Source organism: Streptomyces sp. CBMA291 (assembly GCF_014596525.1).
Taxonomy (GTDB): domain Bacteria; phylum Actinomycetota; class Actinomycetes; order Streptomycetales; family Streptomycetaceae; genus Streptomyces.
In genome coordinates this window covers 1-13625 of the sequence record NZ_MSJP01000021.1, presented here as the reverse complement: position 1 = coordinate 13625, position 13625 = coordinate 1, and the positions used below count along the sequence as shown (strand labels likewise).

Here is a 13625-nt window from a genome sequence, read left to right as displayed (position 1 = left end):
GCCGCGTCGCCCGGGTGCCGACGGCACGGCGGCGCGCCCCCGGGCGGTGCCCAGGGGTGCCGGAGTGCCGTGGCGGGGGGTCATGGGCCGGTCAGCTCCGGCCGTGCCGCAGGGCGGGGTGGGCACCGGCGGCGACGAGGTCGGCGACGGCCGCCTTCGGGTCGCGTCCGGTGACGAGGGACTCGCCGACGAGGACGGCGTCGGCGCCCGCGTTGGCGTAGGCGATGAGGTCGTGCGGTCCCCGGACGCCGGACTCGGCGATCTTGACGATGTGGTCGGGGATCTCGGGGGCGACGCGCTCGAAGGTGGAGCGGTCGACCTTGAGGGTCTTGAGGTTGCGCGCGTTGACGCCGATGATCCGGGCGCCGGCGGCGACCGCGCGCTCGACCTCCTCCTCGTCGTGCGCCTCGACCAGCGGGGTGAGCCCGATGGACTCGGCGCGCTCGATCAGGGAGACGAGGGCCTCCTGCTCCAGGGCGGCGACGATGAGGAGCGCGAGGTCGGCTCCGTAGGCGCGGGCTTCCCAGAGCTGGTACGCGGTGACGATGAAGTCCTTGCGCAGGACCGGGATGTCGACCTTGGCGCGGACGGCCTCCAGGTCGGCGAGGGAGCCGCCGAAGCGGCGCTCCTCGGTGAGGACGGAGATGACGGCGGCGCCGCCCGCCTCGTAGTCCGCGGCGAGTCCCGCCGGGTCGGCGATCGCGGCGAGCGCGCCCTTGGACGGGCTGGAGCGCTTGACCTCGCAGATCACCTTGACGCCCTCGCCGCGCAGTGCGGCGACGCCGTCCTTGGCCTGTGGCGCCTTGGCGGCGCGCTCCTTGAGCTCGTCGAGGGTGACTCGCGCCTGCCGCTCTGCGAGGTCGGCGCGGACGCCTTCGATGATCTCGTCGAGCACACTCACGCGAGGGCCCCCTTCCGGGACGGTGATGGTGATGATCCTGGTTCAGCCCTGTCGATCCTATCCGCAGGACGGCCCGGGACCCGCATCGGCCACCGGACGTCCCATTTACTGGGATTCCCCGCAGGCCGTCAGGGGGCCAGCGCGGAGCCGGACGGCAGGTTCCGGACCAGGGTGAACAGGGCGAGCACGGCCCCGATGCCCCACCACCAGAACGGGTGCACGGCGAGGCGGAGGGGAAGCCCCCGGACGGCGCGAACCAGCCAGAGGGCCACGAGGACGCCGAAGACGGCGTATCCGACGACGGCGAGCGCGTTGGCGCCGAGGGCGGTGGCGAGGTCGCCGTGGACGAAGGCGTGGGCGCTGCGGAGCCCGCCGCAGCCGGGGCAGTAGAGACCGGTGAAGCGGAGCAGCGGGCAGACGGGGTAGTGGCCGGGTTCGTTGGGGTCGACGGTCCCGACGTACGCGAAGGCGGCGGCGACCCCGGCGAGGGTCCCGACGGGCCCGACGAGCCGCCGCGCGAGCGAGCGGGGGGCGGCGGGCGGGGACGGGGGCGGGGGCGGGCCGGGCCGGGGCCAGGGTCGGGGCGGGGACAGGGTCGGGGCGGGCCGGGCCGGGGCCAGGGTCGGGGCGGGGACAGGGTCGGGGCGGAGACGGAGTCAAGGTGGGGCCGGGGCAGGGTCCTTCCTGGTCTCCGCGGCCTCTCCGGCCCTCGCCCGCACCTCCGGCCCCCGCCGCCCTCCCGTGCGGAGACCAGCCCTGCGTACCGCCCGCCCCTACAGCCCCAGTCTGGCCCGCAGGCCGCCCGTGCGTTCGTCGGTGTCGACGGCCGCCGCTCCGTCCGTGACCGTCTCGTAGACCGCGAGGATGTCCGCGCCGACCGTCGACCAGTCGAAGCGGCGGACGTGGGCCGAGCCCCGGGCGCTCAGTTCCGCGCGCCGCTCGGCGTCGCCCAGAAGGCGGATCGCCGCGTCCGCGAGCGCGTCCGAGTCCTCGTTGGCGAACAGTTCGCCCGCCGATCCCTGGTCCAGGACCTGGGCGAAGGCGTCCAGGTCGGAGGCGAGGACCGGCGCACCCGCCGACAGCGCCTCGACGAGGATGATGCCGAAGCTCTCCCCGCCGGTGTTGGGCGCCACGTACACGTCGACGCTGCGCAGCAGCCGTGCCTTGTCCTCGTCGCTGACCATGCCGAGGAACTCCACCCGGGAGCGCGTCTCGGGCGGCAGCGAGGCCACCGCCTCCTCCTCGTCGCCGCGCCCGGCGACGAGCAGCCGGGCGCCGGGCCGCTCCGCGAGGATCCTGGGCAGGGCCCGCATGAGGACGGGCAGGCCCTTGCGCGGTTCGTCGATGCGGCCGATGAAGCCGAGGGTCTCGCCCTGCCACTCCTCGCGGGGCTCGGCGCGGGCGAAGAAGTCCACGTCGACGCCGTTGGGGATGACGACGGCGTCGCCGCCGAGGTGCTCGACGAGCGTGCGGCGCGCGTACTCGCTGACCGCGATGCGGGCGCTGATCTTCTCAAGGGCGGGCTGGAGGATCGGATACGCGGCGATCATGGCCCGGGAGCGCGGGTTCGACGTGTGGAAGGTCGCCACGATGGGCCCCCGCGCCGCCCAGCAGGTGAGCAGTCCGAGGGAGGGCGAGGTCGGTTCGTGGATGTGGACGACGTCGAAGGTGCCGTCGTGCAGCCAGCGGCGTACCCGCGCGGCCGAGAGGAAGCCGAAGCTGAGCCGGGCCACCGAGCCGTTGTACGAGACGGGCACGGCGCGCCCCGCCGAGACCACGTACGGCGGCAGCGGGGTCTCGTCGTCGGCGGGCGCGAGGACGGAGACCTCGTGGCCGAGCCGGATCAGATGCTCGGCGAGGTCGCGGATGTGGAACTGGACGCCGCCCGGCACGTCCCAGGAGTACGGGCAGACGATCCCGATCTTCACGCGCCGTGCTCCCCGTCCCGTCCGGTCCCCGAGGCCGGTTCCCGGCGCTCCTCCAGGTCCGAGAGCCACAGTCGTTGCAGCATGTGCCAGTCCTCCGGGTGGTCCGCGATGCCCTCGGCGAAGGCGTCGGCCAGTGCCTGGGTCATCACGGAACTCTTCTCGGCGCGCGTCCCCGTGCCGGGGACCTCGATGGGCGGGTGGATCCGCCCCTTCATGACCGGCGTGTCGTCGTACCAGAGGGTGACCGGGAGGAGCAGCGCGCCGGTCTGCTGGGCGAGTATCGCGGGTCCCGCGGGCATCCGTGCCGTGTCGCCGAAGAAGGTGACCTCGGTGCCGGAGGCGGACAGATCGCGGTCGGCGACCAGGCAGACCAGGCCGCCCGCCCGCAGGCGCCGGGCCAGCGTGCCGAAGGCGGAGCCGCCCGTGTGCGGGAGGACCTCCATGCCGAGGGACTCGCGGTAGGCGACGAAGCGGTCGTAGAGGCTCTCGGGCTTGAGGCGCTCGGCGACGGTGGTGAACGGCACGCCGAGGGAGCGGGTCACCCAGACGCCCGCCAGGTCCCAGTTGGCCAGGTGCGGCAGGGCCAGGACGACGCCCCGCCCGGCGGCGAGGCCCTCCTCCAGGTAGTGGACGTCCTTGATGTCTATCCCGCGTTCGACGCGTTCCCGGCTCCAGGTGGGCAGCCGGAAGGACTCCATCCAGTACCGCATGTACGAGCGCATGCCGGCCTTCGACAGCTCGGCGAGCCGTTCGGGGCCCGCGTCGGGCACCACGCGCGCGAGGTTGGCCTCAAGGCGCAGGACGCTCTTGCCGCGCCGCTTCCACGCGAGGTCCGCGATCCGCCGTCCGAGGCCCGTGGCCACCGGCTCGGGCAGCTTCTTGACGGTGGCCCAGCCGGCGCCGTACAGGCCGTCGCTGAGCCGTTCCTTCAGGGTGCTCACCTGGTCGCACCGCCGCCCGGGGCCGCGGCGGCGTCCGCCTCCGCGGATTCCCTGCGGACGGTCACGACGCGCTGGCCCAGGGTCACGGCGCTGCCCGCCGCGACGATCCACAGGGCGATGGGGAGCAGGATCTGGACGCCGGGCACGCCGAACGCGTGCAGACCCGAGAGACCGGCGGCGACCAGCGAGATCACGAGTCGTTCGGCGCGTTCGACCAGACCGTTGACGGCGACGGGCAGGCCGATCGACTCGCCCCTGGCCTTGGTGTACGAGACGACCTGGCCGCTCGCCAGGCAGAAGATCGCCACGGCGCAGAGCACGTTGTCGTCGCCCTTGCCCGCGTACCAGAGGGCGAAGCCGCCGAAGATCGCGCCGTCGGCGACCCGGTCGAGCGTGGAGTCGAGGAAAGCGCCCCAGCGGCTGGAGGTTCCGGCCTGCCGGGCCATGTTGCCGTCGACGAGGTCGGAGAAGACGAAGAGGGTGATGACGATGGTGCCCCAGAAGAATTCTCCGCGGGGGAAGAAGACCAGCGCACCGGCCATCACCCCCGCCGTGCCGATGAGCGTGACCGCGTCGGGGCTGACGCCCCGGCGGAGCAGAAACGCGGCGAACGGTGTGAGGACACGCGTAAAGAATGCACGCGCGTACTTGTTCAGCATGGCCTTCCCGAGGTTCGGTGGGCCGCGCGGCCCCTATGACCACCGGCTCACCCATCGTAGCCACGAGCGACCCGGCACACCGGCGGGCACCCGCCCGGCCGCGTCGCCTTCCTTCCCGGAGCGCTTCCGGGAAGGCTTCCCGGACCTCTCGCGGGACCTCTTCCGGAGGTGCTTCCCGGGCCCTGCCCGGAGCCTCCGCCGCTCGTCTTCCGGCCTGTGCCGCTCGTCTTCCGGGCCCGTGCCGGGCCTCTTCACGGATGGCCGCCTCCCGGCGTCGGTGCAAAGCTCGAAGGACCACCGCGGGCAGCGCCGGAGCCGTACCGCGTCACACCACTCCCCCGCACCCGCTTCCCGCCGCAGGTCCGAGCAGTCGGGAGGACACGTCATGGGTGACAAGGGGAACGCGGCCGCCGGGGCCGCCGGACGGGCGCCGACGGCCGACCGGCCCGCGCACATACGGAACGTGGTGCTGGTCGGCCACAGCGGCTCGGGCAAGACGACCCTCGTCGAGGCGCTCGCGCAGACGGCCGGGGCGGTCGTCCGGGCGGGCCGGGTCGAGGACGGCGGCACGGTCTCCGACTACGACGAGATCGAGCACCGCACCCACCGCTCCGTACAGCTCTCGCTGGTGCCGGTCGACTGGGAGGGGTACCGGATCAACCTGCTCGACACCCCGGGGTACGTCGATTTCCTCGGGGAGCTGAGGGCCGGTCTGCGCGCGGCGGACGCGGCCTTCTTCGTCGTCTCGGCGGCGCAGGAGGCCGAAGCGGTCGCCGCCTCCAGCCGGATGGCCTGGGAGGAGTGCGCCGCCGTCGGGATGCCCCGGGCCATCGTCGTCACCCATCTGGACACGGCCCGCACCGGCTTCGACGAGCTGACCGCCGTCTGCGCCGGTCTCTTCGGCCACGACGACCCGGACGCCGTGCTCCCCCTCCAGCTGCCGGTGCGCGGCCGGGGGGCCGCCGGGGCGGGTGCGGGACAGGCGCCCGTCACCGGGCTCGTCGGCCTGCTGGCGGAGCGGGTCTTCGACTACTCCACGGGGGCCCGGCGGGAGGAGCCGCCCGACGAGAAGTCGCGGTCGCTGATCGCCGGGGCCCGTGCCCGGCTGATCGAGGGGATCATCGCCGAGAGCGAGGACGAGACGCTGATGGACCGGTATCTGGGCGGCGAGGAGGTCGAGCCGGCCGGTCTCGTGGCGGATCTGGAGTCGGCCGTCGCCCGGGGTGCCTTCCATCCGGTGCTCGCCGCCGCGCCCGCCGCCGAGGGCGGGACGCAGGGGCTCGGCACCGTCGAACTGCTCGATCTGATCACCGGCGGCTTCCCCTCGCCGCTCGAACACGCGCCGCGCGCCGTCACCACGCCGGACGGCCGACCGCGCCCGCCGGTGACCTGCGACCCCGAGGGACCCCTGGTCGCCGAGGTGGTCAAGACCGCCTCCGACCCCTACGTGGGCCGGGTCTGCCTGGTCAGGGTCTTCTCCGGGACCCTGCGCCCGGACATGGCCGTACACATCGCAGGACACGCCCCGGCCCGGCGGACGCGGGAGACGACGGAGATGCAGGAGACGCGGGAGACAGACAAGACGCGTGACACGCGTGACGCGCAGGACACGTACGAGGCACATGAGACACGTGAGGCACACCGCCCGCACGAGACGTACGACGCGCACGAGGCCGACGAGCGGGTCGGCGCCCTCACCTCCCCCTTCGGCAAGCGGCAGCGGTCGGTGACGCACTGTGTCGCCGGTGACCTGGTCTGTGTGGCGCGGCTGGGTCGGGCGGAGACGGGCGACACGATCTCCTCGAAGGACGATCCGCTCCTGATGGAGCCGTGGCCGATGCCGGAGCCGCTGCTTCCGCTGGCCGTCCGGGCGCACGGGCAGGCCGACGAGGACCGGCTCTCCCAGGGCCTCGCCCGGCTCGTCGCGGAGGACCCGTCCCTGCGGCTCGAACAGAACCCGGACACCGGTCAGGTGGTGCTCTGGTGCCTGGGCGAGGCACACCGGGACGTCGTCCTCGAACGTCTCGGGGGCCGGTACGGGGTGCGGGTGGACCCCGAGCCGTACCGCGTGGCACTGCGGGAGACCTTCGGCGCGCCCGCGTCGGGGCGGGGACGCCTGGTGAAGCAGTCCGGCGGCCACGGGCAGTACGCGATCTGCGAGATCGAGGTGGAGCCCCTCCCGCCCGGCAGCGGGGTCGAGTTCGTCGACGCGGTGGTCGGCGGGGCGGTCCCGCGCCCCTTCGTCTCCTCGGTGGAGAAGGGGGTGCGGGCGCAGGCCGCGCGTGGGGTCCGTGCCGGGTATCCGCTGGTCGACGTGCGGGTGACGCTGCGGGACGGCAAGGCCCACTCGGTGGACTCCTCGGACGCGGCCTTCCAGACGGCCGGCGCCCTCGCGCTGCGGGAGGCGGCGGCGGAGGTGCCGGTGCGGCTCCTCGAACCGGTCGCCGAGGTGGCGGTCCTGGTGCCGGACGAGTACGTCGGGCCGGTGATGAGCGATCTGTCGGGGCGGCGGGGCCGGGTGGTCGGCACGGACCAGGCCGGGGCGGGGCGGACCGTGGTGCGGGCGGAGGTGCCGGAGATGGAGATCGGGCGGTACGCGATCGATCTGCGGTCCGTTTCGCATGGCACCGGCCGGTTCGACCGTACGTACGTCCGACATGAACCGATGCCACCCCATCTGGCCGAGAAGATACGCGAACAGTCCGAAAATGACGCCTAATTGACGGGGCACCAGGGAAGGCGCCCGCTCAACACGCCTGCGAGGCATGCCATTCGGTCGTGATATCCACAGGCCGTGACGCGCGCGACACTCCCCGGCTACGCTGGGGTGCCCAGCTCGGAAGGTGTGCGGGGCGCGGCAGTTGGGAACAGCCCGCACAGGTACTCGCGCGATGGGGGCGGCAGTGGCGATGGACGGTTTCGGACCCGGGGCGCAGATCCCGCTCAGTGGTAATGGCGGCGGTACGGGCGCGACGAACGCTCTGGCGTCCGCCGCGTACCGGGACAGCCCGCTCTCCGCGATCCAGGACGCCGACAACGACCTGTACAAGACCACGATCAAGGGCGGGAAGTGGGAGAAGCTCTTCCGCCCCGACTTCGGCGAGGCCTTCGCGCGCGCCGTCCAGCTCCGGATGCTCGGCGGTGGCCGGGGCGCCCTCATCCAGTCCTTCGGCGTCGACCCGCAGCCGGTCGTGCAGCACTGTCTGGCCGCCACCCACATCCGCAGACAGCGGGACATCCGGCTGACCCTGATCACCCTCGTCTGCGGGGTCCTCTTCCTGCCCGGTCTGCTGCTCTGGCTGGGTGTCATCCATCTGCGCCGGGTCGCGGCGGGCTCGGACAACAAGCGGACCAGCGCCATCGGCACGGCCCTGCTGTGGGCGGCGGGGCTCTTCGCGGCGCTCGTACTGCTCAAGCTGCCCTTCGACGGCTTCCTGCCGAACTACGTGCGCGCGATGGTGGTGGCCCCGGTCCTCGGCTGGTTCCTCGCCCGCCGGGTCTGCGACAACGCCTCCGCGGACCTGCGCGCGCGCTGGTCCGGGCTGCTCGGCGGCGGCGGTGTCGCCGCGCACATCCCCAAGTCCGTCCCCCAGGACCCGGGGCAGAAGGCGGCCGAGGACCTCCGGGTGAACCTGGAGAAGCTCTCCGCCGAGCAGGAGTCCAACATCGCCTTCTACGCCGGTCCCAAGGGCATCCTGGGGCTCGGTACCCGCTGGGGCAGCTGGACCCTGGCCGAGGAGCTGGTGCCGCAGCCGGGCAAGGAGATCCACGACTTCCGCGCCTGGGACGTGGTCCGCAAGATCCACGACCAGCTGGCGCTCCTTGAGCGGGGCTCCCTCAAGACCGGCTTCCCGAAGCCGACGGTCAAGCACTGGATCGTCTCCTCCGTGGGCGAGGGCGCCGGCTCGGTGAGCCGCCCCGAGGGCGACAACATCGTGCACTTCCAGGTCAAGCCGCACGAGATACAGCGCATCTGCAACGACCAGCAGTTCGGCGCGGGGAACCGGCACTACCTCGGCGTGCAGTTCACCCTCTGGGACGGGAACCTGGTCCTGACGATGATGGTGACGGTGACCTCGCTGCACCACACGCTCCGGGTCGAGGTCACCGGGCACGCGCTGGGCCCGGTGCACGGTCTGTTCAGCAGCAAGCCCTCGGGCAAGTCCAAGGAGGTCGCCAAGACCATCCGCTTCTGGGAGACCCGGAAGATCGAGCAGCGGCTGCTCGGGCCCGACGACATCGTCCGGCTCGCCGTCCGCGCGCCGCTGACCTGGTATCCGCCGGTCCTGGAGTTCCTCGGCGGCAAGATGGTCCTGCCCGAGCCCTTCGGTCTGCGGCACGTCTGGGCGGGCCCGCTGTGGCGCAACCGCTTCATGGCGGACGACGCCATCCGCATGGCGACGCCGGTACTGCGCGCGGTGCACTCCGCGACGCTCAAGATGCTCGACGAGCACAACGTCGACACCGACCGCTTCACCAGCCGCTCGCTCTCGCTCAGCGGCAGCGTCCAGGAGCCGGGCCCGAAGAGGGCCGACGTCTACGACGCCTGACCCCGCTCCCCGGGCGTACCGCTCACCGCTTCCCGGGCCGTACGGTCCACCGATCCGTACGGCCCGGGAAGCGGATACGGCTCACCGGTCCGCGCGTCCCAGGGGGCGGATACGGCCCAGGCAGCGGATGGGGCTCACAGCGCGGCGGGCCAGGAGTCGGCCAGCATCTTCCGGGTGTCGGCGAGGAGCTGCGGCAGCACCTTGGTGTGGCCGACGACCGGCATGAAGTTGGTGTCCCCGCCCCAGCGCGGCACCACGTGCTGGTGCAGATGGGCGGCGATCCCGGCGCCCGCGACGGCCCCCTGGTTCATGCCGATGTTGAAGCCATGGGCCCCGGACGCCGCCCGCAGCGCGACCATCGCGCGCTTGGTGAAGTCGGCCAGTTCCGCCGTCTCCGCCGGATCCAGGTCCGTGTAGTCGGCGACGTGCCGGTAGGGGACGACCATCAGGTGACCGCCGTTGTACGGATACAGGTTGAGGACGGCGTACACGCTCTGGCCGCGTGCGATCACCAGCCCGTCCTCGTCGGACTTGGACGGGATCGAGCAGAACGGACAGCCGTCCTCGGCGCCCGGTCCCGTGGGCTTGTTCTCGCCCTGGATATACGCCATCCGATGAGGCGTCCACAGGCGCTGGAACGCGTCCGGCGTCCCCACTCCGATCTGCTGTTCCGGCTCAGTCGTCATGCTGTGCAGCATATTGCTTCGCCCGTTCGGAACGTGTCGCCGGGGCGGAAGACCCTTGCGGCGGCCATCCTGATCCGATGAGCGACAGGCCGCCGAAACCGCCCCGCCAGGAGCGCTGGGACCGCCGCATGGAGGTGCCGCTCGCCGTGGCGTCCCTCCTCTTCCTCGCCGGCTACGCGGTCCGGGTCCTCGCCCGCCACGGTCTCCCCCGGGTCTGGCTGGACCTCTGCCTGGCCCTCACCCTCGCCGCCTGGGCGCTGTTCGTCGTCGACTACGCGGTACGGCTCCGCCTCAGCGGGCTCGGCCCGTTCCGCTTTCTGCGCGCCCACCTCCTGGACACGGTGGTGATGCTGCTTCCGCTGCTGCGCCCGGTGCGCATGGTGAGCGTCTACGAGCGGATCCAGCGCCGCAGGGACCGGCCCCGGCTCGGGCTCTACGCGCGCGTGATGGTGTACTCCGGGCTCTCGGTGGCCCTGCTCGGCTTCGCGGGGGCGCTCACGGTCTACCGCCACGAGGTCGACGCGCCCGGCGCCTCGATCCGTACCTTCGGCGACGCGGTGTGGTGGACCTGCGCCACGCTCGCGACGGTGGGGTACGGGGACGTGGCGCCGGTGACGCCGGTCGGCAGGGTGACGGCCGTGGGCCTGATGGCCTGCGGTCTGGCGCTGCTCGGCGCGGTGACGGGCTCCTTCTCGTCCTGGCTGATCCAGGTCTTCACCCGGGAGGACGAGAAAAGGCCCCCGGGGAGTCCCCCGGGGGCCTGATCCGCTCACGCGGGGTTCACCGTCACACCTGGACGCGGCGCTCCACCACGTCGAGGAGCTTGGCGATGGCCTCGTCGCGCGGGATGCCGTTCTCCTGCGAGCCGTCGCGGTAACGGAAGGAGACCGTGCCCGCGTTCATGTCGTCGTCGCCGACGATGACCATGAACGGCACCTTCTGGCGCTGCTGGTTGCGGATCTTCTTCTGCATGCGGTCGGAGGAGGCGTCCACCTCGACCCGCAGGCCCTTCTTCTTCGCGTCGGCGGCGAACTCCTGGAGGTACTCGACGTGCGAGTCGCCGATCGGGATGCCGACCGCCTGCACCGGGGCGAGCCACGGCGGCATGGCGCCCGCGTAGTGCTCAAGGAGCACCGCGAAGAAGCGCTCGATCGAACCGAACAGGGCGCGGTGGATCATGACCGGGCGCTGCTTGGTGCCGTCCGGGGCGGTGTACTCCAGGTTGAAGCGCTCCGGCAGGTTGAAGTCGAGCTGCACGGTCGACATCTGCCAGGTACGGCCGATGGCGTCGCGCGCCTGCACGGAGATCTTCGGGCCGTAGAACGCGGCGCCGCCCGGGTCGGGGGTCAGCGGGAGGCCCTGCTTCTCCGCGACCTGCTGGAGGACGGAGGTGGCCTCCTCCCAGACCTCGTCGGAGCCGACGAACTTCTCCGGGTCCTTGGTGGAGAGCTCCAGGTAGAAGTCGGTCAGACCGTAGTCGCGGAGCAGGTTGAGGACGAAGGTGAGGGTCCGGTCCAGCTCCTCCGCCATCTGCTCGCGGGTGCAGTAGATGTGCGCGTCGTCCTGGGTGAAGCCGCGGGCCCGGGTCAGACCGTGGACGACGCCGGACTTCTCGTACCGGTACACCGTGCCGAACTCGAACAGGCGCAGCGGCAGTTCACGGTACGAGCGGCCGCGCGCGTCGAAGATCAGGTTGTGCATCGGGCAGTTCATGGGCTTGAGGTAGTAGTCCGTACCACCGTCGAGCTGCATGGGGGGGTACATGCCCTCCGCGTACCAGTCCAGGTGACCGCTCTTCTCGAAGAGGGCGCCCTTGGTGGCGTGCGGCGAGTAGACGAACTCGTAGCCCTCCTCCTCGTGCCGGCGGCGCGAGTAGTCCTCCATGGTCCGGCGGATGATGCCGCCCTTGGGGTGGAAGACCGCGAGACCGGAGCCGATCTCGTCCGGGATGGAGAAGAGGTCCAGCTCGTTGCCGAGCTTGCGGTGGTCGCGCTTCTCGGCCTCGGCGAGGAAGTCGAGGTGCGCCTTCAGCTCGTCCTTCGACGGCCAGGCGGTGCCGTAGATGCGCTGGAGCATCGGGTTCTTCTCGCTGCCGCGCCAGTAGGCGGCCGCGTTGCGCATCAGCTTGAACGCCGGGATGTTCCGGGTGGTGGGCAGGTGGGGACCGCGGCAGAGGTCCTTCCAGCACAGCTCGCCGGTCTTGGCGTCGAGGTTGTCGTAGATGGTCAGCTCGCCGCCGCCCACCTCGACGTCGGCGCCGTCGTCGGTGGAGGCGGAGCCCTTGATGCCGATGAGTTCGAGCTTGTACGGCTCGTCCGCCAGCTCCGCGCGGGCGTCCTCGTCGGTCACCACGCGGCGGGCGAAGCGCTGGCCGCGCTTCTGGATCTCCTGCATCTTCTTCTCGATGACCTTGAGGTCCTCGGGAGTGAAGGGCTTCTCGACGTCGAAGTCGTAGTAGAAGCCGTCCCGGACCGGCGGGCCGATGCCCAGCTTGGCCTCGGGGAACAGTTCCTGCACGGCCTGCGCCATGACGTGGGCGGTCGAGTGGCGCAGGATGTCGAGACCGTCCGGGGAGGAGATCTCGACGCCTTCGACGACATCGCCGTCGGCGAGCGCGTACGACAGGTCCTTCAGCTCGCCGGCCACGCGGGCGGCGATGACGGTGCGGTCGTCGGCGAACAGGGCGCCGGCGGTGGTGCCCGCGCTCACCGTCCTCTCCTCGGACTCCGAGGCGGACTGGACGGTCACACGGACTTCTGACACGGGTACTCCATACATAGGGGCGCAGGCAGACACGAGGTGCCGGCGTCGGCGGTGCGCGGCAGAGACGAGGTGCCGCGCACGCCCGATCCTACCGAGGGGTCCGCCCGCCCCGCGAAACGGTTTCACCCGGCACGGGGGCCGGTGCCGTCCCGGCCCGGGGACGGCCGGGGCTCAAGGGTCCTCCTCGTCCGGGTCGCCCCGTCCGGCTTCCCCGGCCCCGTCCCGGCCTCAGGAGGCGTCCTCGTCCGGGTCGGGGGGCTCCTCGAAGAAGTCGGGGTTCTCCTGGAGCGCCTTCATCAGCCGGTCCCGCTCCGTCTCGTCGACCTGGACGGGGACGAGCCCCGTCGGATCGCTCAGCCGCCGGAAGCCGCCCCGGCTCTCCAGCCTGCCCTCGACCCGGACCGGGAGCCCGACGAGATGGGCGTGGCCCGCCGTGCGGTAGGCCTCCTCGTCGAGGGTGACCCGGACGTGCGGGACCTCCGCCCCGCCGAGCACCCTCAGACGTACGGTGCCCTCGCCGCGCGGCCCCGAGCGGCGCATCCGGACCACGGCCCCGGTGAGCCGGACCGGGACGGAGGGCTCGTCGGTGAGGTAGCGGGCACCCGCCTCGCGCAGGGCGGGCAGGTCGCCCGGGGAGAACTCGACCGGTTCGGGCCGGGCGGCGCAGCCCTCGGGTGTCCCGGCGGACGGTGCCCACGCCAGGGCGACGCGGGCGCCCTCGGTGCCCCGGACCAGGGCGACGAGGGCCTCGGTGAGTTCACGGCTGACGCCCGCCGCGACGGCCGCGTCGAAGGCCTCCATGCCTCCGGTGGTCCGCTGGTAGTCGGTGGCCTCGCGGGCCGCGTGCAGGGCGTGGTGGAGCCGTACGGCGACCGGCCGGCAGGGGTCGAGCGGCAGGAAGGCGGTGAGACCGTGCCCGTCGGAGGCGGCGCCGACGACGACCGGCACGGGGGGGGGGGGGGGGGGGGGGGGGAGCGGGGGGGGGGGGGGGGGGGGGGGGGGGGGGGGGGGGGGGGGGGTGTGGGGGGGGGGGGGGGGGGGGGGGGGGGGGGGGGGGGGGGGGGGGGGGGGGGGACGGCTGACGGGCCTGGGGGGCTCAGGGGGCTCGGAGTGCTCAGGGTGGGCAGGGTGGTCGGAGTGCTCAGGGTGGGCAGGGTGGTCGGAGTGCTCAGGGTGGGCAGGGTGGTCGGAGTGCTC

Annotated in this window: 10 protein-coding genes and 1 pseudogene; 3 read left to right on the top strand and 8 right to left on the bottom strand. The window is 72.6% G+C overall.

What is annotated here, in order from left to right:
* Positions 1-91: 91 nt before the first annotated feature.
* From trpC to pgsA, 5 genes are all read right to left on the bottom strand, one after another.
* Positions 92-901 carry an indole-3-glycerol phosphate synthase TrpC gene (gene trpC / locus BU197_RS05720; RefSeq protein WP_188267105.1) on the bottom strand — a complete coding sequence of 270 codons (810 nt, stop codon included), beginning with the start codon at positions 899-901 and terminating at the stop codon, positions 92-94.
* A 128-nt stretch (positions 902-1029) separates the two neighbouring features.
* Positions 1030-1521 (bottom strand): DUF2752 domain-containing protein, encoded by a 492-nt coding sequence (locus BU197_RS05715; protein ID WP_188267107.1) that lies wholly within the window; start codon positions 1519-1521, stop codon positions 1030-1032.
* Between the two features lie 153 nt (positions 1522-1674).
* Positions 1675-2829, bottom strand: coding sequence for a glycosyltransferase family 4 protein (locus BU197_RS05710; RefSeq protein ID WP_188267104.1), 1155 nt, complete (start codon positions 2827-2829; stop codon positions 1675-1677).
* Positions 2826-3761, bottom strand: a complete 936-nt coding sequence (locus tag BU197_RS05705) for a phosphatidylinositol mannoside acyltransferase (protein WP_223183509.1) — start codon at positions 3759-3761, stop codon at positions 2826-2828. The genes BU197_RS05710 and BU197_RS05705 overlap by 4 nt, the downstream gene beginning before the upstream one ends.
* A gap of 5 nt (positions 3762-3766) precedes the next feature.
* A complete protein-coding gene (gene pgsA / locus BU197_RS05700) occupies positions 3767-4429 on the bottom strand; it encodes a phosphatidylinositol phosphate synthase (RefSeq protein WP_188267102.1) in 663 nt (220 codons plus the stop codon).
* Positions 4430-4814: 385 nt separating this feature from the next.
* Between pgsA and BU197_RS05695 the strand changes: the two genes are divergently transcribed.
* Together BU197_RS05695 and BU197_RS05690 are read left to right on the top strand one after the other, a co-directional pair.
* Complete coding sequence (locus BU197_RS05695) at positions 4815-7148, top strand: elongation factor G-like protein EF-G2 (protein ID WP_188267101.1); 2334 nt, start codon at positions 4815-4817, stop codon at positions 7146-7148.
* A 172-nt stretch (positions 7149-7320) separates the two neighbouring features.
* Positions 7321-8979, top strand: coding sequence for a hypothetical protein (locus BU197_RS05690; protein ID WP_223183504.1), 1659 nt, complete (start codon positions 7321-7323; stop codon positions 8977-8979).
* A gap of 134 nt (positions 8980-9113) precedes the next feature.
* Here the strand turns inward: BU197_RS05690 and BU197_RS05685 are convergent, their stop codons facing one another.
* A complete protein-coding gene (locus BU197_RS05685) occupies positions 9114-9677 on the bottom strand; it encodes an HIT family protein (protein WP_188267100.1) in 564 nt (187 codons plus the stop codon).
* Between the two features lie 65 nt (positions 9678-9742).
* Between BU197_RS05685 and BU197_RS05680 the strand changes: the two genes are divergently transcribed.
* Positions 9743-10429 (top strand): potassium channel family protein, encoded by a 687-nt coding sequence (locus BU197_RS05680; protein WP_188267099.1) that lies wholly within the window; start codon positions 9743-9745, stop codon positions 10427-10429.
* 22 nt (positions 10430-10451) lie between these two features.
* On the opposite strand, the gene thrS is transcribed toward BU197_RS05680, so the two are convergent.
* Both thrS and BU197_RS05670 read right to left on the bottom strand, forming a co-directional pair.
* Complete coding sequence (thrS, locus tag BU197_RS05675) at positions 10452-12428, bottom strand: threonine--tRNA ligase (protein ID WP_188267098.1); 1977 nt, start codon at positions 12426-12428, stop codon at positions 10452-10454.
* A 228-nt stretch (positions 12429-12656) separates the two neighbouring features.
* Positions 12657-13370 (bottom strand): annotated as a pseudogene (locus BU197_RS05670) (hypothetical protein); the annotation flags it as partial.
* Positions 13371-13625: the final 255 nt, after the last annotated feature.